Origin of the sequence: Bifidobacterium indicum (genome assembly GCF_036987015.1) — a bacterium.
In the GTDB taxonomy this organism is placed as follows: Bacteria; Actinomycetota; Actinomycetes; order Actinomycetales; family Bifidobacteriaceae; genus Bombiscardovia; species Bombiscardovia indica.
Genome location: NZ_BTXM01000001.1, coordinates 138,446 through 163,489, shown reverse-complemented (window position 1 = coordinate 163,489; position 25,044 = coordinate 138,446). Strand labels below are relative to the sequence as shown.

General features: G+C 58.5%; 16 protein-coding genes. 6 read left to right on the top strand and 10 right to left on the bottom strand.

Annotated elements, in window-relative coordinates:
• Positions 1-19: 19 nt before the first annotated feature.
• From AACP59_RS00615 to AACP59_RS00600, 4 genes are all read left to right on the top strand, one after another.
• Positions 20-1,621, top strand: a complete 1,602-nt coding sequence (locus AACP59_RS00615) for an aminopeptidase P family protein (protein WP_370465927.1) — start codon at positions 20-22, stop codon at positions 1,619-1,621.
• 3 nt (positions 1,622-1,624) lie between these two features.
• On the top strand, positions 1,625-2,152 hold the full coding sequence (locus tag AACP59_RS00610; RefSeq protein WP_339349359.1) for an NUDIX hydrolase: 528 nt from the start codon (positions 1,625-1,627) through the stop codon (positions 2,150-2,152).
• 340 nt (positions 2,153-2,492) lie between these two features.
• Complete coding sequence (locus tag AACP59_RS00605; RefSeq protein WP_339349357.1) at positions 2,493-3,173, top strand: ABC transporter ATP-binding protein; 681 nt, start codon at positions 2,493-2,495, stop codon at positions 3,171-3,173.
• 1 nt (position 3,174) lies between these two features.
• Positions 3,175-4,611, top strand: coding sequence for an FtsX-like permease family protein (locus tag AACP59_RS00600; RefSeq protein ID WP_339349355.1), 1,437 nt, complete (start codon positions 3,175-3,177; stop codon positions 4,609-4,611).
• Positions 4,612-4,644: 33 nt separating this feature from the next.
• Here AACP59_RS00600 and AACP59_RS00595 read toward each other — a convergent pair whose 3' ends face one another.
• Complete coding sequence (locus AACP59_RS00595; protein ID WP_339349354.1) at positions 4,645-5,880, bottom strand: ROK family protein; 1,236 nt, start codon at positions 5,878-5,880, stop codon at positions 4,645-4,647.
• A 174-nt stretch (positions 5,881-6,054) separates the two neighbouring features.
• Between AACP59_RS00595 and AACP59_RS00590 the strand changes: the two genes are divergently transcribed.
• Positions 6,055-7,563 carry a xylulokinase gene (locus AACP59_RS00590; RefSeq protein WP_339349353.1) on the top strand — a complete coding sequence of 503 codons (1,509 nt, stop codon included), beginning with the start codon at positions 6,055-6,057 and terminating at the stop codon, positions 7,561-7,563.
• Positions 7,564-7,614: 51 nt separating this feature from the next.
• On the opposite strand, the gene AACP59_RS00585 is transcribed toward AACP59_RS00590, so the two are convergent.
• The 9 genes from AACP59_RS00585 to AACP59_RS00545 all read right to left on the bottom strand — a co-directional run bounded on the left by AACP59_RS00585 (position 7,615) and on the right by AACP59_RS00545 (position 23,702).
• A complete protein-coding gene (locus AACP59_RS00585) occupies positions 7,615-10,848 on the bottom strand; it encodes a glycoside hydrolase family 2 TIM barrel-domain containing protein (RefSeq protein ID WP_339349352.1) in 3,234 nt (1,077 codons plus the stop codon).
• A gap of 582 nt (positions 10,849-11,430) precedes the next feature.
• Positions 11,431-13,833 carry a glycoside hydrolase family 2 TIM barrel-domain containing protein gene (locus AACP59_RS00580; protein WP_339349351.1) on the bottom strand — a complete coding sequence of 801 codons (2,403 nt, stop codon included), beginning with the start codon at positions 13,831-13,833 and terminating at the stop codon, positions 11,431-11,433.
• Positions 13,833-14,678 (bottom strand): ABC transporter ATP-binding protein, encoded by an 846-nt coding sequence (locus tag AACP59_RS00575; protein ID WP_339349350.1) that lies wholly within the window; start codon positions 14,676-14,678, stop codon positions 13,833-13,835. The genes AACP59_RS00580 and AACP59_RS00575 overlap by 1 nt, the downstream gene beginning before the upstream one ends.
• Before the next feature lie 4 nt (positions 14,679-14,682).
• A complete protein-coding gene (locus AACP59_RS00570) occupies positions 14,683-15,582 on the bottom strand; it encodes an ABC transporter ATP-binding protein (protein WP_339349349.1) in 900 nt (299 codons plus the stop codon).
• A gap of 6 nt (positions 15,583-15,588) precedes the next feature.
• Positions 15,589-16,590, bottom strand: coding sequence for an ABC transporter permease (locus AACP59_RS00565; RefSeq protein WP_339349347.1), 1,002 nt, complete (start codon positions 16,588-16,590; stop codon positions 15,589-15,591).
• Between the two features lie 9 nt (positions 16,591-16,599).
• Entirely contained in the window at positions 16,600-17,592 is a 993-nt protein-coding gene (locus AACP59_RS00560) for an ABC transporter permease (protein WP_339349344.1), read from the bottom strand.
• Positions 17,593-17,663: 71 nt separating this feature from the next.
• Entirely contained in the window at positions 17,664-19,346 is a 1,683-nt protein-coding gene (locus tag AACP59_RS00555; RefSeq protein WP_339349342.1) for an ABC transporter substrate-binding protein, read from the bottom strand.
• A gap of 317 nt (positions 19,347-19,663) precedes the next feature.
• A complete protein-coding gene (locus tag AACP59_RS00550) occupies positions 19,664-21,304 on the bottom strand; it encodes a sialate O-acetylesterase (RefSeq protein ID WP_339349340.1) in 1,641 nt (546 codons plus the stop codon).
• A gap of 205 nt (positions 21,305-21,509) precedes the next feature.
• Positions 21,510-23,702 carry a glycoside hydrolase family 3 N-terminal domain-containing protein gene (locus AACP59_RS00545; protein WP_339349338.1) on the bottom strand — a complete coding sequence of 731 codons (2,193 nt, stop codon included), beginning with the start codon at positions 23,700-23,702 and terminating at the stop codon, positions 21,510-21,512.
• Positions 23,703-24,042: 340 nt separating this feature from the next.
• On the opposite strand from AACP59_RS00545, the gene AACP59_RS00540 reads away from it, so the two are divergent.
• Positions 24,043-25,023, top strand: coding sequence for a LacI family DNA-binding transcriptional regulator (locus AACP59_RS00540; RefSeq protein ID WP_339349336.1), 981 nt, complete (start codon positions 24,043-24,045; stop codon positions 25,021-25,023).
• Positions 25,024-25,044 lie beyond the last annotated feature (21 nt).

The following is a 25,044-nucleotide window of genomic DNA, read 5'->3' as shown; positions in this document are numbered from 1 at the left end:
CGATCCAAGGAGGCAGGGCATGGTGATGACACCGGCAGACAAGGAACAGAACGACACCGACCTGGGCAATGTCGACGTGAATGAACAGGACATGAGCGACCGGGTCAACAACCGCACGCTCCGGCCCAACTCCCCCGCCTTCCAGAAATTCATGACCACCGGCTGGCAGGCCCAGGAACCCGCGGTGGAGCCTCTGGAATCCAGCAGGTTCATCGGTCGCCGCCTGAAGGAACTGGGCCGTCGCTTCCCCGGCGAACGCCTGGTCATCCCGGCGGGTGACTACAAGACCCGCAACAATGACAACGACTACGCCTTCCGCCCCGACACCACCTTCGCCTACTACACCGGCCTGGGCGAAGACTTCGAGCCCGGCTCGGTCCTGGTCCTGGACCCGGTGGACCCCCACAGCGAGGAAGCCAAGGCGGGCCGCACCCACACGCCCGAGCTCTTCGTCCACCCCAGGGCCGACCAGTCCACTCGGGACTACTACCGGTCATCCCAGTACGGGGAGTACTGGGTGGGCCCCAGGGCGGGCCTGAAGGAGCTGGCCGTCATGACCGGCATCCCCACCCGCGACATCGCCGCCTTCCCCGATGCCATCGCCAAGGATCTGGGACCCGATGAGGGGGCAGTCAGAATCCGTGCGATCCGCACCGCCGACGCACGGGTCTGCGACCAGGTGGAGGCCGCCCGCAAGGCCAGTGGAATCGGCGGTCCCGACAGGAACCGCGCCGCGGACGAGAAACTCGAAGAGTTCACCTCCGAGGCCAGGATGATCAAGGACTCCTATGAGGTGGGTGAGATGCGCAAGGCGATCTCGGCCACCAAGGACGGGTTCGACAGGATTCTGGCCCGCCTCCCCCAGGTGGTCGGCCGGCCCCGTTCAGAGCGGATGCTGGAGGGTGTCTTCAATGCCAACGCCCGCGAGGAGGGCAACGATGTGGGATACGGGTCCATCATCGCCTCCGGATCTCACGCCCCCATCCTCCATTGGATGCGCAACAACGGGACCGTCAAAGAGGGTGACCTCCTCCTGATCGACGCCGGTGTCGAGGTGAACAGCCTCTATACTGCGGACATCACCAGGACCTTCCCGGTGGGTGGCACCTTCAGCCCCCTTCAGAAACGGATCTACGAGACCGTGCTCAAGGCCCAGCAGGCGGGGTTCGATGCCGCCCGGCCCGGAGCCACCTACTCCGACATTCACCATGCCGTCATGCGGGTCCTGGCCGAGGCCCTCCACGAGTGGGGGATACTCAAGGTCAGCGTCGAGGAGTCCCTCTCCCCCCAGGGCCAGCAGCACCGTCGCTGGCACGCCTGCGGGTGCGCCCACCACCTGGGGCTGGACGTGCACGACTGTGCCGAGGCCCGCTACGAGTCCTACCAGGGGGCGCCCATCACCCCCGGCATGATCTTCACAATCGAGCCCGGTCTCTACTTCAAGGAGAACGACCTCCTGGTGCCGCCAGAGTTCCGAGGAATCGGTGTCCGCATCGAGGACGACATCCTGATGACCGAAGAGGGCCCCGAATGGCTCTCCGCCGCCATCCCCAAGACCGTGGAGGATGTCCAGGACTGGATGGGCAGCCAGGCGGACCGGAACGGCCGGGGCAGGGACTGACCCATGCCCACCCCCGACTTCGTCCTGGACCTGCGCCGTTCCATCGGCCATGACCTGCTCTGGCTGAACGGGGTGACCGGATTCGTGGAGGATGACCAGGGCCGCATCCTGATGGGCCGGCGTTCCGACACCGGCCAGTGGGCCCTGGTCTACGGCATCAACGAGCCCGGTGAGGATCCCGCCGACACCGTGGCCAGAGAGGTCAGGGAGGAGACCGGGGTGGACGTGGTCGTCACCGACCTGGTGGCGGTCACCTCATCCCGTGAGGTCATCACCTACGCCAACGGGGACCGGACCATGTACATGGACCATCTCTTCATCTGCAGGCCCGACCCGGACGGGAACAGGATACCCTTCGTGGGCGACGAGGAGAGCCTCTCGGTGGGCTGGTTCAGCCCGGACCATCTCCCCAACCCACTGGCCAAGAGCACCGCGGACCGTATGGCCAGGGTCCGCACCTACCGTGAACGCCTGCGCTCCGGTGACGCCCATGCCCTCTTCATCTTCGACGGTCAGGAGAGACCCTCATAGAAGGAACCGGGAAGGCTGCAACCACCGTTTTCTCTCAGGGGTGTTCAGGCACAAATCTCAGGGTTTTTTCAGGGGAGAATCAGGGGGTTCACCGATACCATCTGCAGCTGACCAATGCTTGACTTGAAGGATGAGCCTTACGATTCGACCCCGGCAGCGTGCCTCCCGGACCGGCAACCAGACGAGTACCCCCCTCCGGAATGTCCATGCAACCGGAATGAGCATACCGACGGACCATCCTGGTCAGGCCGGCCAGCCCTATCAACCTGTCCGACCGGGCCACAGGCGACCCGGTCTTGGGGATGGAAGTGCCGCGGGAGGGGAATCGAGCGGCCCCTCCGTGGTTGCCAGCGACATTACCCTGGTGGTCTCTCCCAGGAAGGGTGACTCCCTGACCATCCTCGACCATATCGATTTCCAGGCCTGGCCCGGCCAGGTCACGGGGATAGTCGGCCCCTCGGGAAGCGGGAAGTCCTCCCTCCTCTACTGCCTGGCGGGATTGGAGGAGGTGACCGAGGGGAGCGTATCCCTTCTGGGAAAGGAGATCACCCACATGCGGGTTGCCTCCCTGACCCGGTTCCGACGCAGGCATCTGGGATTCGTCTTCCAGTCCTACAACCTGATCACCAGTATGACCGTGGAGGAGAATCTGGCCCTCCCCTTCACCCTGCGGGGATCCTTCCTGCCAAGGAAGAAGGCCGACGACCTCCTGCGCTATTTCGGCCTGGCGGAGCAGAAAAAGCAGAGCGTGACCCTCCTCTCCGGGGGAGAGCAGCAGCGGGTGGCCCTGGCCCGGGTCCTCCTTTCGGATGCCGACATCGTCTTCGCCGACGAGCCCACCGGGGCACTGGACCGGGAATCCGGGGACAGGGTCATCACGATCCTTGCCGACCTGGCCAGACGGTCCGGAAAGACCGTGGTCCTGGTGACGCACAGTGCGGAGGTGGCCGACCACTGCGACCGCATCGTGGAGGTACGGGACGGAAGACTGGGGCGGGCTGGCGGAGAGGCGGTGGCCTGAATTGAGAAGAAGCCTATCGGAACTCAAAGCCGCCCCCCTGGTATGGGTGGGCGTCTGGCTGTCCATGATTGCGTCACAGACCATGCTCTGTTCCATATTCGCCGTCCACGCGGTCATCGACATGGACTATCACGGTCGCAATGCCGACGATATGGCTTCCAACGTCACGAGCGTTCCCATGGTATTCACCGTCGTGGCCGCGGTCCTCGTCCTACTCTGGGTCATCAGTAGCGCACTGGACCAGCGTCGGCATCAGCTGGCCCTCCTGGTCCTTCAGGGTGCCATGCCCTGGCAGCTTCTGGCCATGAACATCCTGGCCATCCTGATCCTCTTCATCCTGGCCGCCGTCGTCTCCTGCCTCCTGACACCCCTGGTCGCCCCGATCATCTGTGCCCTGATAACCAATTCCTTTGACATGACCCTTCCCTACAGGAATGTGAATCTCCCCTTCTCCCTGCGCACCGGACTCATCATCAGCGGGGCCACCACCCTCATCGGCACAGTCATGACCGTCCGTTCCCTGGGCAGGATCCGGCCCATGGAAGCCCTCAGACAATCCTGGAATCCCCCCGGAAAGGCTGGCACTTTCCGAACCTTCATGGGAGGCATCTTCCTCACCGGAGCCCTCTGTCTGCTGGCCATTCCAGGACTGGCCTCCGGCCGGGCCGACCGGACCGAGCTGGCGAACATCCTGGGCAGCAAGGCAATCCAGAGCAAAATGAACCTCTTCCTGGGAACATCCATGGGAGCAATGTTCCTGCTGATCTTCTCCCTGGCCGCCTGGTCACCCTATATCCTCCCCCTCTTGACCCGGGGGTGGACCAACCTGATCCCTCTTCCCTCGCCAACCTGGGTCCTGGCCCGTCAGCAGGCCGTCGGCAGGATCCAACGGCAGGGTGCCACCATCATCCCCATGGCCGCAGGTCTCTCCCTCCTTATGTCCTTTTCCGGCATACTCCTCACCCTAAGGAATTCCATGGCCTTGTTCGCACCCCCGGGCACCAGCGACGACAGCAGCTCGGACGGACAGATGCTGGTCTCCCTTGCGGCTATGCTCGGTCCCGCCCTGGTCGTCACCTTGGCCGGGGTCATATCGGGCCTGCTGATCACTTCCAGGGGACGGAGCCTGGACCTGGCCCTGACCTATGTCTCCGGGGCCGAGGTGGGGCAGTTGCGAATCCTGGGCAGCCTTGATGGGGCCATCACCATGGTGACCGCCACCCTGCTCTCCTTCATCGTCACCCTGATCTGCACAGGCGGTACGGCCTTCAACCTCTTCGTATACCTGGGGCATGCACGGCTGGGCATCCAATGGTCCTGGTGGGCGGCCATCGTCCTCTGCACAGCATTGGTGGGCGGCCTGGCCACCGGCCTCCAAGCCGCCGGTACCCATTTCGAGCAGTCGACCCGGATCATCGCCCAGGCCATCGGCGAATGACCGGTTCCCGCAGTGACCCCAGGAGGCGGTGGTTCACTCCTCGAAGAACCCCAAGGGGTTGTCGATGAACCGACGCAGCCCCACCAGGGCCGCGCCCCTCAGGGCCGGATATTCGGCCAGGCTGGGCATGAGGACCCTCACGGTCACGGCGGTCCTGCCCAAAGTCAGCCGATTGAGCCTACTCTGCAGGCGCTGGGCGAGATTCCCGCCGAAGTGGGACCAGAATCCCCCCAGGATGACCGTGTCCACATCCACGATATTGATGGCCGTGGCGATGACCGATATCATCGCATCCAGGCCCCGGTCGATGGCGTCGACGGCCTTGTCGTCTCCCTGCTGCCACCGTCTGTAGAGTTCATCCATGGCCTGGGTGGAGACCGCCTCGGCCCCCGAGGCGATGCCCGCCGCCTCCACCAGGGCCCTGCGACCTGCATAGGTCTCCAGGCACCCCCGCCGCCCGCACCTGCAGGTGGGACCATTCAGGTCCACCGAGGCATGACCGAGCTCCCCCGCAAAGCCATGATCGCCCACCTCAACGGCACCACGCCGAACCACAGCTCCCCCGATACCGATGTCCGTGGAGATGTAGAGGAAGGAATCGGTTGGCGACAGGGGAGTGTCCCCACCGTCGGCCGGACGTTGCGTAGCGAATCCGGGAATCTGCGCCAGGGCAGCCAGACGGGCCTCGTTGCCGGCCGTGGGATCCAGCCTCCGGACCAGATCGAACCGGGAGAGGTCGAGTCGTTCCCATCCCAGGTTCCGGGCCATCAGCAGCCGCATATCATCGGTGACCAGACCGGGGAGGGCCAGCCCTGCCCCCACCACCCGATAGTTCCTGCCGCCGAGGTTCGCCTCGATGGGTTTGGCCAGGGCGTCCAGGTTGGCGAAGACCTGATCAGGCTCCGCCTCGCGCATGTCATCATCGACCCAGGCCGAATCGATCAGTGTTCCGTCAAGGTCCAGGGCCAGGCACCCGTACCCGTCCGTGTTGATCTGCAGGCCCACACCGGCCCAGCGCCCACGGGCGATGGACAGGGGGGTGCTTGGGCGGCCGTAGGTGGTCTGCGATGTCTCCGGCTCCCCCTCGCGTATGACCCGGTTCTCCAAAAGGAGTGCGCCCAGCAGGGACATGGTGGCCTTGGTCAGTCCGGTGGCCTTGGCCAGATCCGCCCTGCTCAACGCCGTCGTGGAACGCAGGATGGTGTCGATGATGACCGAAAGGTTGTGATTCCTCAGGTCATCCTGATTGATTGAGCGCAAGGCAGCCACGAATCGACCTTCCCAAGGTTGATGTTCATCCCGGACGGCAGGATGGGTATATCGGCTTTCAGTATCCCACCTGCCGTTGTCAATGCTGTGCGATTGGATTTAGTTTATTCATCTAATGATTTGGGTAGAATGGTATCAGGCTGCAGATGCAATCTGGGCAAACAAGGAGGCGGCATGAACAAGGTACTGGTGGCGGGAGTCGACACATCGACTCAATCCTGCAAGGTGAGGGTCACGGATGCCGTGACGGGACGGATGGTTCGTTTCGGCAAGGCATCACATCCCGACGGGACCAGCGTCGAACCGCAGGCCTGGTGGGATGCCTTCAGGCAGGCGACCCAGGAGGCGGGGGGGCTGGACGATGTCTCCGCCATCTCGGTGGGTGGCCAGCAGCACGGCATGGTCCTCTTGGACGAGACCGGCCGGGTCATCCGTGATGCCCTGCTCTGGAACGACATCCGGTCGGCACCCGATGCGGAGGACCTGATCGCCCGTCTGGGCCAGTCCCCCAAGGACGGAGGGACGGAGTCGGACCTGGATGACGATCCGGTCATGCGCGGCCGCCAGCGCTGGGTCAGGGCGGTCGGATCCTCCCCTGTCGCCTCGTTGACCATCACCAAGGTGGACTGGGTGAGCCGCAACGAACCCGACAATGCCGCGAGAATTGCCGCCATCTGCCTGCCCCACGACTGGCTGAGCTGGGCCATCGCCGGGCACGGCCCCGCCGCCGCGGACGAGGCGGAGACGAACCTGAATGACCTCTTCACCGACAGGTCCGATGCCTCCGGCACCGGTTACTTTGACTCAGCCTCGAACGCCTATCGTCGCGACCTCCTTGCCATGGCCCTTCCCGAGGGAATGGCCGAGAAGGTCGTCCTCCCCAAGGTCCTTGGCCCTCATCAGGTCGGCGCCAAGGCCGACCCCCGAATCGCCGGCAGGGACGTCCCCGGCGGTTGCATCATAGCTCCGGGAGGAGGCGACAACGCCATGACCGCATTGGGGCTTTCCATGCAGGTCGGAGACGTCTCGATCTCTTTGGGCACCTCCGGTGTGGCCGCTGCCATCAGCCCCGTGCCCGCCTACGACATGACCGCCTCGGTAACCGGATTCGCCGATGCAACCGGACACTGGCTCCCCCTGGCCTGCACGATCAACGCGTCCAGAATCCTCGATGCGGGCCGTGCCGCCCTGGGTGTGGATTACGACGACCTGGCCGACCTGGCCGACCAGTCTGAGCCGGGAGCCGGAGGCATCACCCTGATCCCCTATTTCGATGGCGAACGCACCCCCAACCGTCCGGAGGCCAGGGCCAGCCTCAACGGTCTGAGCCTGGAGAACACGAGCAGGCCCAACCTGGCCCGAGCCTTCGTAGAGGGGCTCCTCTGCTCCCAGCGCGACTGCCTGGAGCTGCTCGAGCATCTCGGCACCGAAGTCCAACGCATCCTCCTGGTCGGCGGCGGTGCAAAGTCCAGGGCGGTCAGGGCCTATGCCCCCCAGATTCTTGGTATGGATGTGGAGTTGCCACGCATCGACGAGTATGTGGCCATCGGCGCAGCACGCCAGGCCGCCTGGGCCCTCTCCGGGCAGGACCAGCCACCTACCTGGCCCGTGGAGGTCGAAGAGACCCTCACCGGGCAGCCACAGGATCAGGTCTTTCACCAGTACCGGGACTGGCGAAAGTAATCCGCCGGGGAGGGGCCTGCCCCCCCCCCCCCACCATCACGGTTCGGGAAACTAGCGGGGCCGGACCCTCAGATGCAGGCCGAAGGTGATCTCGGTTTCATCCAGTTGATATGCAGGAGCCAGGACGGGGCCGCAGCTGTTGGAGCCGATACCCGCCGTGGCGTAATCCAGGCAGAGTACGGTGGAGCCGCATTCCCGCAGTTCGTAGTCGTGGCCCTGGCCCGTCAGCTCCTCCTGGGTGTATGGCGAGCAGCTGAAGGAGACCGGGGTGTCACCGGCGACCTCCAGGACGGACCTGTCATCCTCAACCATCAGATAATCGCAACCGAAACGTGACCCGTTCTCCTGGGGGCGCAGATAATGCTCCACCAGACCTTCGGCGGTATTGGAGAAGACGCCATAGTGGCTGGCCCGGTGCATGTCCCTGTAGCTCTCGTATGGCCCGTATCCGCAATAGGTCACCCTGTCCATGGATCTGGGCAGGAAGAGACGGATACCGAACCTCGGCAGGACGGGGAAGTCGGCGTCCTTGTGGAAGTTCAGCCCAAGATCCAGCCCTCCCCGACCGTCAAGGGACCAGGTGGCCTCAATGCGGCCCAGGGGCTGGATACCCGGTGACACCAGGGCCAGGTCGCCGCGGATTATGGTGCGATCGTGATCCTCGTCAATATCCAGACTGGATTCGTACGCCCGGGTCACGGTCCGATCGTATTGGGCTTTGAACCACTCCTGCTTGATGGTGGCATCGTTGTCGGTGGGAGCCCGCCAGACATTGACCTGGACGGGGGCCGTCAGAATCTGTCGGTTGGCCACGATTGCGGTATCCAGCATGCCGGTGCGTCTGTTGAAGACATACCGCCAATCCTCGCCTTCCACCTCGATCGTGCCGGCTCCTTCCTTGGTCATGGGTCGGGCGGGGCTTTGCCGACCGTGACCCTGCCCTTTCCGGATGATTTCCGCCAGGCTGTTGGGCCGCTCCTCCAGCCCCATGGCGGCGGCATCCAACTCATCGAACCCCAGGACGTGCCCCTGGGGAAGATTCCGATCGTCCTTCTTCAAGACGTAGGAAACCAGTAGGGTCACCCGTCCCCGATCGGGCCACTCCACATCGGGGAGCCTGACCCCTCCCTCCTGGTGGGGGGCGATGTGCAGATCAGCCTCGGCCTCCCCCGCCAGATTCCCGGAGGATGCAGGTTCCCCGTCCCTGAGCACGGTCCAGGACAGGGTCAGATACTCGTCCAGATAGGTGAAGTCCAGGTAATTGTGCAGGCGAATTGCGCCATCGACCGGATCGAAACCAACCACCCTGGCCGGACGAAAGACGTTCTTGAACTCCTCCAGCCCGGTATGGGGGCACCGGTCAGGATAGACCAGACCATCCATGCAGAAGTTGCCATCGTTGGGATACTCGCCATGATCGCCACCATAGGTGTAGACCCGGCGGCCGTCCCGGGCCCGTCCCTGATCAATGGCATGGTCGGCCCACTCCCAGACGCATCCACCCAGAATGCCCGGATGGTCCTGGAAAACGCGGAAGTAGTCCTCAAGATCGCCCGGCCCCAATCCCATGGCGTGGCAGAACTCGCACAGGAAGTAGGGCCGTCGACCCCCATCCCCGTCATCCCCGTGTGAACTGATGCCATGGGGACCCTCGGGTGTGAAGTAGTCCTCGATCTGGCGGATGGAGGGGTACATCCTGGAGGTGATATCCAGATTGGAGTAATCGAGGTCGGTCCTGGGTGAACCGTGGATCGCCGACTCGTAATGGGTCAGTCGCGAGGGGTCTCGCTGCTTGGTCCAGGCCAGGGCCGCCTCGATCCCGCACCCGTACCCGCTCTCGTTGCCCATGGACCAGATGATGATCGAGGGATGGTTCTTGTCGCGTTCCAGACTGCGCTGGACCCTGTCCAGGATGGACTGGGTGAAGACGGGGTCGTCGGCTATCTTGCCATTCCAGTACTCAGGTTCCTTCCAGTCGGGACCATGATAGAGGGATTCGATACCGTGGGTCTCCAGGTCGGCCTCGGCCACCACGTAGAAGCCCATCTGATCGAACAGGGCGTAATACTGCGGTGCGTTGGGATAGTGGGAAGTGCGGATGGCATTGACGTTGTGCTCCTTCATCAGCACCAGGTCGCGCATGATCTGATCCTGGTCTATGGCGAAGCCCGTCCTGGGGTCCCCATCGTGCCGGTTGACACCATGGATCTTGATGGGAGAGCCGTTGACCTTGACCACCTGCCCATCGACACTCACGCTGCGCAGGCCGATATGGTCGGTGATGAACTCGTCAGGATCCTCCATGGATCCCTCCTCCAGGCCATCGGCCCTGGTGGAGAGCTCCAACCTGTAGAGCTGCGGGTCCTCGGCATTCCACAAACGGGGATGGGCAACCTCCAGGGTCAGACTGGTCCGGTCCCCGCCCCCCTCGGTTGCACCCCTGGCGACCTCATGTCCTGCCGAGTCCACAAGTCTGGCCCTGACTGTCGGTTTAGCCGATTGGCCGGTGGGCGACAGGTCGAGATCCACGGTGACCCAGGCCTGGGAATTGTCCTGTGCCAGGTCGGTATGGACGAAGTAATCCCGGATGCCGCCTTCGGGGCGGCGCAGGATATAGACATCACGGAAGATGCCGCTCATCCTGAATTTGTCCTGGTCCTCCAGGTAGCTGCCGTCGCACCACTTGAGCACCAGAACGGCAAGACGGTTACGCCCCGGCCTGAGGTGATCGGTCACATCGAATTCGCTGGTGGAGTGGGAGACCTGGCTGTACCCCACCAGTTCACCGTTCACCCAGAGGTAGAAGCAGGAATCCACCCCGTCGAAGTTCAGCAGGGCACGGGGGGCTCTGGCGTCAGGTTGGTATTCAAAGGTCCGCAGATAGATTCCACAGGGGTTGTCCTGGGGGACCATGGGCGGATCGAAGGGGAAGGGGTACTGCACGTTGGTGTACTGAGGATTGTCATACCCCTGGGTCTGCCAGACCCCTGGCACGGCGATGGGCTTGAACACCCCATGCCCGGCATCGGTCTGAGGATCGAAGTCCTCCTGATAGAAGAGGGGCTCACCACTCTCCTGGGCTAGGGCGATTTCTGCGTCCAGGTCATAGAGACTGGGATAGTAGCGAAAATCCCAGGCACCATCCAGATCCAGGTAACGGTCGGACTCCTTCCTCCTGTCACCCCTGGAATCCATCGGCCCCGAAGCCGGGATGAAGTAGGAGCGATTGGGTTGGGTCCCCACATGCAGTCTGGAGGGGTCCTCGTAGTAGCGTGGAATAAACATGAAGCCTCATCCTCATTGGTGATTTACTGTCAGGTCGTGTTTAACCTGGTTGTCGGATGCCCGGGACCGAACGGAACCAACACGAGGCCTGCCCTCTATTCCATCCCGCTGCACCCTGACCAAGTTTATCCGTCAGAAGATGCCTCGACCGTATGTTTCCTGGAATTGCCACGGAAATTCCCAAACATTCAGCACCAAGGATGTGCATTGATACAGGAAACATCAACCAGTTCGCGCAGCAACGTCGCAGGTTTCTCCATCTTCCGGATTGTCTATACTCCCCTGTTTCAATTCGACCTCCCTGCAGCCGAAACAACCCATAGTCGACCGGAGACACCCGAAAACCGTCTATCGCCCCTCATCCATCCATAGAACGTAAGAAGAAGGCCGACCCGCAGGGCAAAACCCAATCGAAGCAAACCTCGGGAAGATCAGATTCGAAAACGAATCGGCCTGGCACTTCTTTGCCGCACTCCCATGGTGCGTGGATATCGGTTGCATGAAGCATGGGAGGAAAGCCCGGTGACTTACCTAACGAACACCGTCACATGCAATGGGAAAACCGCTGACCCGAGAGCTCATTCAGGACATCAGACATTCAAGGATAGCAGGCTCCATGTCATCTGCCGTGGCTGTAACCTTTGCGGGCCCGATCTCCCCCGTCCCTCCGATTACCATGCCACACTGCCCCTGAAAGGCACGTACCCGATCAGCCCTATAGCAGTCGCCATTGCTCAACAGGCACCCATCGTCCAGCCCGACTATACGAATCGGTCCCTGGACTTCAAACCGTATCGAGGGGTGACTCCGAAAACAGAGTGTCCCATTCCTGTCGACACACCTCAGCCCTATCAACCGCCTGAAACCCCTATCTGCGGGAAAGTGCGTCACACTGTTGGAATCCGGGTCATGCGATTCCGAGAGGTGAATACAGGCCGAATTCCGGTCGGGACCAAACAAGAGTCTCATAGGTTCGTCCGGCGTGCGTAGTGTCTGCTGACAGACCTTGTTTCCGTTCCTGTATCCCTCCACACGGATGCAGCCCGGAATATAGGGCAGGAATCCTTTAATGCACCGGTTCCGTTCCTCAGTGGGCCCTTTCAGATGGAATTCCTTCCCGTTCAGGAAAAGACGCACCGTATCGCAGTTGGTGGCGATCGTGAAAGGAAGGACCCTTCTTCTGATTCCAGGAAAATCCCAATGATGCAAATATGGCGGCATGTCCCAATGCTCTTTGACCATCTCGTCCGGCTGACTGTAATCGAGAACAGAGAAATGGACCATGGGTTCCCCCGACCAATAACTCTGCATTAGATAATAACCGGTTTTCGGTATATTGTCGGTTCTGATCAGGGCACCGCTCCACCCCTTGGAGGGGTAACCCATGGATTCACCCAGATAATCAAATCCTGCCCAAATGGCCCCTCCGACAAGATAGGAACGCTCGAGGGGCACAAGATTGGGATTGGCAACCGAGAAGTTCTGCATCTGATCGGGATGACCGGAAAAATACTGGTAGACCTCGGAGCCGAAGATCGGCTTGTCACTGATGACTTCGTGAATTCGGTCGTACCATTGTTCCGCATAGTTGACCACTACCATGTCACTGACATCGGCGACCGCCTTGATGCATCCGACTATTCCATCCACGTCGAAGATTTCCTCATTCGCGTGTACATCATCTGTGGCCTGGACTATACCGTCGCCAAGGCTGCTCTGTTCAGGTCGCTGGAAGTGAGGACTCAGGGCGCAGCATGCGGGCCTGGCGGAATCAATACCATGGGCAAAATCGACCATCTCCGACAGTATCCGAAGCATCCTCGGCTGGGCTTGGTACTCTACTTCGTTACCCAGACCCCACATGACCACCGAGGGACGATTTCTGTCCCTGTACATCAGTGCCGCCAGGTCTTCCTTCCAATGATCAGCGAAGAAATGTTCATCGTGACCGCTCAGCCACTTGTCGAAGGCCTCGTCATAGACGTAGAAACCCAGCTCATCGCACAGGTCGAGCAATTCACTCGAATGGGCGTGATGTGCCGTCCGAATGCCGTTGCAACCCATCTTCTTCAGCAGGAGCAGACGCTGACGCAGAAGATCACGGGAAGTCTCGGAGCCCATACACCCCAAATCCTGATGTATGCAGACCCCTTTGAAAATGACCTTGCTTCCGTTGACCAGCATCCCCTGTTCGGCATCAAAATCCACCTGCCGCAAACCAATATTCAGATCCAGATCGTCAATCAGCGTATCGTGAGAATGCAGTTCCACTCGCAGCTTATAGAGATAGGGATCCTCTGCGCTCCACAGGTGTGCATTGGACAGGCTCAACCCTATGGTTTCATCCTTGCTTTCCAGTCCGCCAGAAGATACGGTGATGCCGTCCTGATCAATCAATGATGCGGTGACGCGCAGGTCATCCGACTCATACTCCCGAGCGGAGCGGACCAAGGGTATCCTGCATGACAGTTCGGCCCGGGACCTTTCAGCATCGATCTGCTGCCTTACACTGATCCGGTCTTGGTCCAAGTGAGGATCCGAGGCCTCGATAAGGTTCAATTGCCGGTATATTCCTGCACCGCTGTACCAGCGATCCGAGGGCGTACGAGTATTGTCCACACGTATGAGAATCTGGTTTTCCCCCGGGTGCACGACATCCGACAAATCGCAGGAGAAGGGTGAATATCCGTAGTCGTGGCCTCCTACTTTGACTCCATTCACCTGAATTGTGCTGCATTCATATATACCGTCGGAATGAAACCAACAGGTCCTTCCCGCCGGTATCTTCTCCATACGAAGGGTCTTGCGGTACCAGCCAATCCCCCAACGATCCCTGAATGCCTGTTCACCCCCACAAGGCATGTCCGCCTTGACGGGTCGTTCGATGGCCCAGTCATGGGGCAGGTCGACTTCCCTCCATTGCCCAGGCGCATGATCATCGCAGAACTCCCAACCCTCCATCAGGCTTGTGACGGTGCGCCTCATCAGGAAAGACCTCCTTGGTTCCCGACCTCCCGGCCCTTCTCCTCTTCTTGGTGTTCAAAGTAGCGTTCCGGATCAGGTGCGGCGTTGAGCAGAACTTTCGTGTAACTGTTCTGCGGATGCAGGATGACCTTGTCGGAAGGCCCCGCCTCCACGATCCTGCCCTTTTGCATGACCATGATCGTATCGGAGAAGTGCCTGGCCGTAGCCAGGTCATGAGTGATATACAGCATTGCCAGGTGATCCTCATGCTGGATCTTCGAGAGCATGGACAGGATCCCGACACGCAACGAGACATCGAGCATGGAAACCGGTTCGTCCGCTATGAGAATCTTCGGACCAGGGGCTAGGGCTCGGGCAATGGCCACCCGCTGTCTCTGGCCTCCGGACAATTCATGTGGACGTCTCCACATGTAGTCCTCGGCCGGAGACAGATCCACTCGTTTCAGGAGTTCAGAGACCTTCTGTACATATTCCTCCTCGCTGGAGGCCATACCATTGACCTTCATCGGGCGAACAAGGTGATGATAGATGTTGTGGTAGGGGTTAAGAGAGGCAAAGGGGTCCTGGAACACCATCTGAACATTGTGCCGGTACCGATACAGTTCCCGCCCCTTGCGTGGAACCGGTGTCCCATCCAGCGTGATCTGCCCGGAGGTCGGGGATTCCAGGCAGGTGATCATCCTGGCGATGGTGGATTTCCCTGAACCGGATTCACCAACCAAAGCAACGGTTTTGCCTGATTCCAAAACGAAATCTGCATCCTGCACAGCATGGATGGTGGTGTGCTTGAGACCGTTGCGCAGCTCGAAATCCTTACTGACATGTTCAATACTAAGGCGGGCCATCAAATCACCTGTCCTTCTCTTGATAGGAGCGAAGCAAGGAACCCCTGTCACCTGTCAAGGAGGGGAAAGAGGTCAACAGTTTCCTGGTGTATGGATGCTTGGCATGTCGGTATATCTCATGGGAATCATTGTGTTCCACTATCTTGCCGTCCTTCATGACGGTGATTGTGTCCGTGATTTCCAAAAGCATGGGCAGATCATGGGTAATGAAGATAACGGCGAACCCCTGCTCACGTCTGAGCCTGGAGATTTCCTCTATGATCTCTCTTTGCACCACCACATCCAGAGCGGTCGTTGGCTCATCCATGATAATCAACTGAGGTTCAAGGGCCAGGGCCATGGCAATCATCACACGTTGTCTCATACCACCCGACAGCTCGAAGGGGTAGGCAGCCAGGCGGTTCGAATCCACGTGCACCATCTCCAGAAGATGGGCGCATCTCTCCCGCCGTTCATTGGCCTTCATGGACGGTCGGTGTGTCTTGTAAACGTCCCCGAGTTGTTTACCGATTCTCGTCACCGGACTCAAAGAGTTCATGGCGCCCTGGAAAACCATGGAGCATTTTTCCCACCGATAGTTCCTCAGTGACTGACCCTCCAAGGCGCGGACATCGATATCTTCACCGCTTTTGTCATGGAAGATGACCGTCCCGGACTTAATGGCCCCCGGTGGTTTCAGCAGTTGATTGATGCTGTAGGCTAGGGTCGATTTACCACAACCCGATTCACCGGCAAGACCCATCATCTCACCTCGGTGAAGCTCGAAAGAGGCATTCTGAACGGCATGAACAGGTGAATCGGTTTCGTACACGACATCAACGCCATTGACGCTTAAGAGAACCTGGTCCCGATCAATCGAAGAAGAGCCATTCGTGATATTCGTTTCCTTGTCATTCACAATCATCAGTGGCTACCTTTCCCCTTCCAAGGCCTTGGCCGGAGCGGTTGTCTTTCGTCCATGCTTGCGGGTCTTGGACGGCTTTACTCGTGCATCACGCAGATGGGGGTTGATGACCTCGTCAATGGAGAAATTGACAAATGACAGTCCAGCCCCAACCAGGGCGATCATCAATCCCGGCGGCAGGAACCACCACCAGGCTCCAGCATTCAGTGCTGAGCCGTTCTGGGCGTAGAAGAGCATGGTTCCCAGAGAGAATTGACTGGAAGATCCCAGACCAATGAAGGAAAGGGACGACTCACTCAGTATGGCTCCTAGGACACTGAATGTGAACTGGGACGCCATAACGGGCAGGAGGTTGGGAAGAATCTCCACACAGATGACGCGCAGGGGATGCTCACCGGCAATTCGTGCAGCAAGTACGTAGTCACGACCCCTGATTGAAAGCGTCTGCGCCCTCAGAACCCTGGAAGCTCCAGCCCAGGCCGTCACCGATATGACAGCCACGAGCATGCCTGTGCCTTTGTTGGGAATCATTGCAGCTATGACGATGGTCAGTGGCAGACCGGGGATAACGAGCATGACATTGGTTATGAGAGCAAAGGTTTCATCCACCCATCCACCTATATAGGTCCCCAGAACACCGAAGACCGTGGAAAGTATGAGAGCGATGACTCCGACCGAGAAGCCGATGATCAGGGAACCCCGGGTGGAATACCCGAGCTGGGCCAGAACATCCTGCCCCGATTTCGTTGTTCCCAATATATGGGAAGCCGAGGGACCAGTCAGACCGATATCACTGATCTGATTGGGTTCCTTGGCAAACAATGGCAGGAAGATCGCCACCAATAGGACCAGTCCCAGAATGGACAGACCAGCGACCAGACGGGCTGAGCGCTTAGGCAGTATGCCCTTGATCATGGCCAAACGGCTATTCCTGGGCGGCCTGTCACCGCTGCCGACGGACTTTGACTTATCGACGGAATTCATCAGGTTAGTATTCTCCTCTGGCATGGTGATACCTCAATCCTGAATTCTTGTACGGGGGTCCACAAAACCGTAAAGCAGATCAACGATGAAATTAACCACCAGCACCGTAACGGTAATGATCAGGAAGAGCCCCTGGAGGAGTGCGTAGTCATTGCTTTGTACGGCCTGAAGCATCATCTGACCGATTCCCGGATAGGAAAAGACCTGCTCCGTCAGCAGGGAGCCGCCCACTACGTGTCCAAGCGAGGTTCCGAACCCCGAGAAGGACGGAAGGATTGCGTTCCGGGCTGCATAGGAATACTTGATTCGGCGCGGGGAAAGTCCTTTTGCCTCAGCCGTGGTGATGTAGTCTTCGGAAAGGGTTGAAACCATCATGTTGCGCATGCCGATTACACCGGCCCCCAACGAGGATACGAGGATGGCCAAGGCCGGCAGGCACGCATAATATATGGCGCTGGATATGAAGTCCCAAGAGAAGCCGGGAGTGACGTTTCTGTAGTCGTACCCTCCTGACAGGGGAAATATATTCAGGGTCTTGGCAAAGAGCCAGATGAAAATCAATGCCAGCCAGAAATAAGGAACGGACTGGAATATTGTTGCTACGGGAGAGACGATGTTGTCGAAGAGCCGCCCGTGTCGCCATCCGGCCGCGATGCCCAATAACTGTTGGATAAAGAAGGAAATGACCGTCGTGCATCCGACCAGCGCGACCGTCCATGGCAGGGCCGAGGCGATACACTCAGTAACCTGTGTCGGGAAGAACGTCACTGACACACCCCAGTGACCCGTGAAGATGTTCTTGACATATTCGAGATACTGAGACACGATGCCCGTCTGCGTATCGCCCAACATAGATTGAACAGCCGCCCTGGTTTCCGGAGCGATTGTTCCCCCCTTGGCTGCGAGCCTGTCTATAAGGGAATCAACAGGATTACCCGGCATCATTCTCGGAATGGCGAAGTTGATGGTAATCGCAGCGACAAAGGCCACCAGGTAAAACCCGATTTTTCGAAGATAGAATTTCATATTGTCTCCACCCCAGTATGCTCCCATGGCGGGGGATGTCCTTCGACCTCCCCCGCCAGGAGAAAGCGATGTTACTTCAGATCGAGATTCTTGATGACGATTCCCAGATCCGGATTAGCCCAGGTCTGAGGATTCGCGTAGAGATTGTCCTTGGTCGGGAAACCGGTGACCCTGTCGTTCCAAGTCTGTACCTGACCACCCTGCCTCAGCAGCGGAATGTAGGGCATGTCCTCAAACACCTGCTTTTGAATCTGCAAGTATGCCTTCTTCTTGACCGCCGAATCGGTTGTACTGTTGATGGTCTCCAAGGCCTTGTTGACGGTTTCGTTGTTGTACCTGGCATAACCCGGATAAGCGGTTTGGCCCTTTGGCGCGGTCTTCGCCCCATTGAACCACTGATTGTAGAAGTTCCAAGCCTCGGTCGCATTGGGAAGCCACAGACCGTAGATGGTCAGATCATAATCTCCCTTGCGCAGTCCCTGACCCCACTCGTTGGAGGAGACCTGCTTGGTCTTCAGCTCAATGCCGATCTTCTTGAGCTGCTGATTTGCCACATCAACTGCGCTAATCCAGTCAGAGGTACCGTTGGTGACCGCAACCTCGAAACTCAGGGATTGTCCGTCCTTCTGATAGAGTCCATCGGCCCCCTTGGTGTAGCCTGCATCCTTGAGGATTTGCTCGGCCTTATCAGCCCTGCCCTTCATGGGTACAGGGGAATCATCGACCGACTTATCGAAGTACTTCTCATACTGCTCGGTCGGGTAAAGTGAACCGTTGATCTTCAGATATGAATTGTTGAACGAGAGCTTGTTCAGCTGTCCGCGGTCGATGCCGTAGTAGATCGCCTTACGAACCGCAGGGTCGGTTATCGGGCCCTTGCATCCCAGCTCTGCATTGGAGCAGGTGATCAGTGAGACCTGGCTGGAGGGTAGATTCACCTGTTTGATGGCGGGCTTGCCGGAGAGCACCTGATCCGCATTGACTATATTCAGATTCGCCCAATCCAACTGACCGGCCAGAAGTGCATCCTGCTGCGACTGGGTATTGGAGTAGACAATGTACCTGATGCCGGCAACCTTCGGCTTTCCTTTATCCCAGTAGTGCTTGTTCTTCTTGAGCGTGTATGACATGGACGAGAAGTTGCCACCTTCTACGGTCAGAGGACCACTGCCGACGGCCTTCTCATTGGTGTCACCGACCGGATCCTGCTTCTTCTCCCAATCATGCTTGGGGACTATATACACCGTTGTCAGGAAGGTGAACCCGTTGGCGGATTGAGGTTGGTCAAAGTCCAGCCTGACCTCGTTCTCGTTGATTTTGGATGCCTTCCCGTGGAAACCAACCGTATTCAGGGCGCTGTTCTTGCTCAACAAATCAAAGGTATAGACCACATCGTCCGCAGTGAAGGGCTTACCGTCCGACCAGACCACGTTCTTGCGCAAATTGACTTCGATGGACTTGGCATCCTGACTCATCTTATAAGAGGTACCCAACAGGGGTTCCAGCCCCTTGGTTCCATAACTGTTGCAGAAGAACAGCCCCTCATACAAGCCTCCGTTTGTCCCCGTCAGAGCTAGGGAGGAGAAGGGATTGTAATTGACCGTGAGAGCCGTAGTCGCATTGGTGGGTGCGCTGATGATGACATCTTTCTTCTCAGCGCTCTTCTGCGTCGAACCGCAAGCCGATACTGGCAGGAGAGTCGCAACGGCAACTAAACCTGCCGTAACGACCTTAACAATTGAACCTTTTTCCATTACAAACTCCGTTCATCTTCGAACCCAGATTTGCCATGTAGACATCTCGGCAATTCCCGAAAGATGTCTTTCAGGAACTGATTTAATTTTGATTGGTTTTCCGAAAAAAGTCAAATCGTATTACTATCTCACCAACCGAAACCAAGAAACTCCAATGATTCCAAGCTTCGAATAAGCGAAACTTTCGTTCCGGCACACATCCAAGGCCATATTACGGTCCCAGCCGGCAAGCGGATCAACCGTCGTCTCTACTGATGTAGAGCCCCGCTCCCCGAAACTGACCCAACGGGAAGATTCGAAATCCGGCAACCGACCGGTCAGTGGATCTCAAGCTCGAAAGGACTGGCGGGAAGGTTCTCCGAATTGAAAAGCACCGGCTTGGCCGTGTCGACCCAGGCATACCGTATCGTTTCCCCTCGGGGATCACAGCCCTCTTGCAGAAGAGACTCCACTTCGTTCTCACCACGGATGAAGGCTTTGACCGGCCCGATACCGGAGATGTCCATAAGGAGCTGGTCGGTCTGCACCAGACCATCACCGACATGGGCGAATGAGACACGGACCAGATGATCCCCCCCATCCCAGCTGGCAAGAATCGGCATGGGACCACACGGTTCGCCTTGCTTCCCGTACGACATGACGCCCGCAGCCTTGGCGAAGGAAAGGCCCACAGACCTCTTATCCAAGGGGTGCAGGTCATTGTCCTCCCCCATGCCCAAGGTCACAATCATCATGGTGCTCGGAAGGACTGCGGCCGCCTTCCTCTGTTCATCCCTCAGCCTGGGCCAGTAGCGTTGACGCTCCAATCCGTAATTCGGTAACTGGGCAAAGATAAAGGGAAGATACGGATCGTCCAGTATCCGACGCCATTCATCAATCAGAGCGATCATTTTTCGGGCATAGCCCTCCGGACTACCCGTATCACCTTCGCCCTGGTAAAAAAGCACACCGCGAACCTGGTATCGAGACAAGGGGCTGATAGCCGTATTGAAATCCCCCACGGGCAGGTGCGTGAAAAAGGTCTGACCCCGCAGGGCCGGCATTTCAGCCCCTCTTCTGACCGCCCAGGGCCCCTGATCGTCCAGATCGATCACATGGCCACCGCTCAGAACCAGCAGATGAGACTTGCCCTCGGTCAATCCGCCCTGCCCGTGAAGCATCTTCAGCCTTATGGACAACTGGAAATCATCGTCCAGCCTTCCCAGATCATAGTTCCGGGGAGGATACTGATACCCGACCGCACCGACCTGGCGGCCATTGAGGTAGGTCTGATCCGCATCCACCATGGTGCCCAATCGCAACTGGGCGCTCTGGCCCCGGTATTGTTTCGGCAGGTGCACGGTTCGCCGCAGCCAGACGGATCCCGAACCTGAAAAGCAGGACCTGTTGAAATCAGCAGGTCTGATTCGCTCCCAGGACGTGTCATCCAGGCCAGGCTCTTCCCAGCCTTCGGCCAGACCCGTATCTCGGCTGTCCAATTCCGAAAAGTACCTCCGCTCATCGGCAGCGAATCGTTCTTCCTCCCGATGCACATGTTCCTGGCCCAAATCATGCAAATGGGACGGCAGTGTTGATACACGCGCCAAGGTCTGCTCACTCAGCCAGGAGCCGATGCATGATCCCCCCAAGGCCGTCATGACCAGACCCACGGGAACACCCTCTTCGCGCCTCACCTCCTCAGCAAAGAAAAAACCGACGGCCGAGACATCGTATAGGTCTTCTTCCATGGCCGCCCGCCAGGGACCACCGACAAAATCACGATGCCGTTTCAGAAAGTCGACTCCGGCATCCGACTTGATATATCTGATCAGGGGATCTCCATGTGTTGACAGATCAGGGAACCCTGTCAGAATTCTCCTGACCGGTAGCTCCATGTTTGACTGCCCCCCGAGAAGCCAGACATCGCCATAGTATAAATCCTCAATGGTCAGCGATTCCCCCTGACTCGCCACGGTCATCCTCAAGGGTCCACCTGCTTCATGCGGCGGCAGACAAGCCTCCCAACGTCCGGATGGGTCGCTCTCCACAGTTTCGGACACTCCGTCGAGCGCAATTCGGATCCGCGCCTGAGCGGAGGAATTCCCGCAGACCCTCAGGGTGTGGTCACGCTGAAGTATGGCCCTGTCGGCAAAGAGCGACGATATTGATAAACGCTCTGCCATATCAATTCTCACTCCAAGGCATAACCGCCGGTCCCGGGTTCAGAATCCGCACCCTGCCCGTAGCGAAGTTGACTTCAACCGGCCAGGGAGATTGCCCAAGCAATTCGACCGATCTTGTATCCGGTTGGCTGATACCCGCATAGAGAGTGAAGGAGTCCCCGTCGACGATCATTCTTCCATCGCGGTCGAACTCCATAAACGCCTCTTGCCCGACCTCCAGATCAACTACTGTTTGCTCACCCGGTGAAAGAGCAACTCTGGAAAAAGCCACAAGATTCCAATTCGGCACCGCCAGTCCGGATTCGTGATGAGCCAGGTAGATCTGGACCACCTCACTCACCCGGTTATCGCCCTCATTCCTGACCGGGACTCCGATCGAAACACGCCTGGAACCATCGGGAAGGACAACCGAGGGTCTGTCCACCCGGATCCGTGAATATGTCAACCCGTAGCCGAACGGGTACAGAGGTGGCCTGTCCAGGAAACGATAGGTCCGATTCCCCAGCTCGTATTCCTGGAAGGACGGTAGACCGGCATGGGTCCTGTACACAGTAATCGGCAGCTTACCAGACGGTGATGTTTCCCCCAGAAGCACATCTGCCACAGCCCTACCACCCTGCCCACCCGGGTACCAGATCTGCATGATGGCCGCCATGTTCTCGTGATCTTCCAACCCGCCCAGGGCGAAGCCGCCGCCGCCCACAAGAAGAAGGATGATGGGTTTGCCCACCTCCAACAGGCCGCGGAGCAGATGTTCCTGATGACCGGGCAGGCCGAGGCTTCTTCGATCGCCTGCACCCATGGAGTTGCCGACATCGCCCTGTTCACCTTCTATGCTGGAGTCCATCCCCATCACAGCGATTACCAGGTCGGAGACGGCGGCCAGGGCCAGAGCCTCAGATTCCCCTTCATCCTCATGGGCCAATCCCGATCGGGCATGGTTGCCACTTAGGGAACAACCCTGGACATATCGAACAGGTAAAAGACCCTGCAAAGCGGATTCCACGCCCTGCAGAACCGTCGAGGAGTGGCTGGGGGTGCCGAAGTAGTTACCAAGAAGTGCACTTCTGGAATCAGCCAAGGGGCCCACCAGGCAGACCGAACCATATGCGCTCGCGTCCAGGGGCAGAATGCCGGAGTTGCGCAGGAGCACAAAGGTCTCTTGAGCCATCTGTTTGCTGAGATTCCGATGGTCCTCGGTGTCACACTGGTCCACTCCGATTGAATCATACGAACAGTCGTCCGCGAACATCCCCAGACGGACCCGAGTCCGAATAACCGGTTCCAGGGCCTCCCGCACCTCTTCCTGGTCCAACTGGCCTGCTGCCAACGCATCCGCCGCGGCACCGGAACACCTTCCGGCACATAGATTCAGACCTGCCTTGATGGCCAAAACCATCGTCTCCTGAGCATCCGAAGCATAGCTGTGGTCACCGTACACGTCTTCCAAAGCCATGAAATCGGAGACAACATGACCTTGAAATCCCCATTGCTGACGAAGGATATGATCAATCAGCCCGCCATCAACACTGCAGGGGACATTATTGAGCGAGTTGTAGGCAGTCATGACCGACTCGACACCTGCCTCTTGGACAGCCGCCTTGAAGGCCGGAAGATATGTTCGGTACAATTCCTGCAGACCCACACGGGCATTGAAACCATGTCGCATGGCTTCCGGCCCTGAATGGACGGCAAAATGTTTGGCGGTCGCGGCCAATTTGAGATACTTGCCCTCCCCCTGAAGACCACGTATGAACGCCACACCCATACGAGAAGTAAGATAGGGGTCCTCACCGTAGGTTTCCTGCCCCCTCCCCCACCTCGGGTCACGATAGATATTCAGATTCGGTGACCAGTAGGTCAAGCCCTTATAGATATCCCTGTCGCCGAACTGCCTGGAGCTGTTGTATTTGGCCCTTCCTTCGGTGGCGATCACCTCTGCGATTGAATGGAGAAGTTCCGGGTCAAAGCTTGCTGCCATCCCTATGGCCTGGGGAAAGACCGTCGCCGTACCGGCCCGGGCGACTCCATGCAGACCCTCATTCCAGTAGTTGTAGGGTTCGATGCCCAGTCGTTCTATACCCGGCGCATCAAAATTTAGCTGTTCCACGCACTCTTGGACCGACATCCCCGCAACCAGGGCCTTCGCTTGGAAGGCTGCTTCTTCAAGCGGCATCCTCTTCATTCCAGCCATCATTGCCTTTCGCTGTGATTTGATCGATTCAGCCAATCCCCTAAGAACCCTGTCGCTTCAGCACGACGAGGATGTGGCATTGAAAAGAGAGATACCGACGATTTGCTCACTGTGGATGCGCATCCGGATCAGCTCTCATCATTATCGCACCACAGTATATCATATTTCGTTCATTGTACCGAAAGTTACGAAATGGTCCATTGTGTCCCAGGTAAGTCAAGCTAAAGTATGGTAATCCCTATTACTGGATTCTAAAACGCGAAAGTTTCGATATACAATAATGACCATGAATATGAACACTGGGCGTAAGTCCACTAGCTCTTCCCGAGACAAACCACGCTTGACGGACATTGCCAAACAGGCGGGCGTATCCATAGCCACGGTTTCGAAAGTCATCAACGGCCGGCCGGACGTATCGGACAGCACGAGAGAACACGTGGAATCCCTTTTGGAGACAGTCGGTTACTCCAAACCGCTCAAGGCACAAAAGACCAACAACAATATTGAAATCGTGTTCCAGAAATTTGACAGCATCTGGGGAATGGAACTCCTTCAGGGCGCCTGTGGAGCCGCCAGGGAACACAACTGCAGCGTCACCATCGCAGAGAGTGGCAATAGGCGTTCCCCCTCGACCGCCTGGGTCAACGGAGTGCTAGAACGCAGGCCCCTGGGCGTCATTCTTGTCTTCTCGGATCTCTCCTCGAAGGAGCGCAAACTTCTTTCATCCCGCCAGATACCGTACGTAACCCTGGACCCGTATGGCAATCCTTCGATTTCTACGGCCTCTGTTCGAGCTGATAATTGGACAGGCGGTCTGACCGCTACCCGCTTCCTTATCAAGCAGGGCCATAGAAGAATCGGCATCATCAACGGTCCCAGGGAGATGATGTGTTCCAAGGCACGCTACGACGGATACTGTGCAGCCCTTGAAGAATCGGGAATCACGGTCGATTCGAGCCTTGTCCGGTACGGTGACTTTACCGTTGACAGCGGACGCTGCAAAGCCCTCTCTCTCTTATCAAATGGCTCCCGGCCTTCAGCCGTCTTCGCGGGGAGCGATCTCCAAGCCATGGGTCTGTACGAAACAGCTCGCCGACTCCACCTACGCATCCCGGATGACATATCGGTGATCGGATTCGACGACATCCAGGCATCGGCCTTCCTTGGTCCTGCACTGACCACGATCAGACAACCGATGGCTGAAATGGCCTCTCAAGCGGCTTCCATGCTCTTCATGATGCATGCAGGGAAAAAGGTCAGTCATGAGGTCGTTTTCCCCACCCGGCTGGTCGTTCGTTCCAGTACTGTTGAGCACTCCTAACCTACCCGCAAAGCTCCTGCT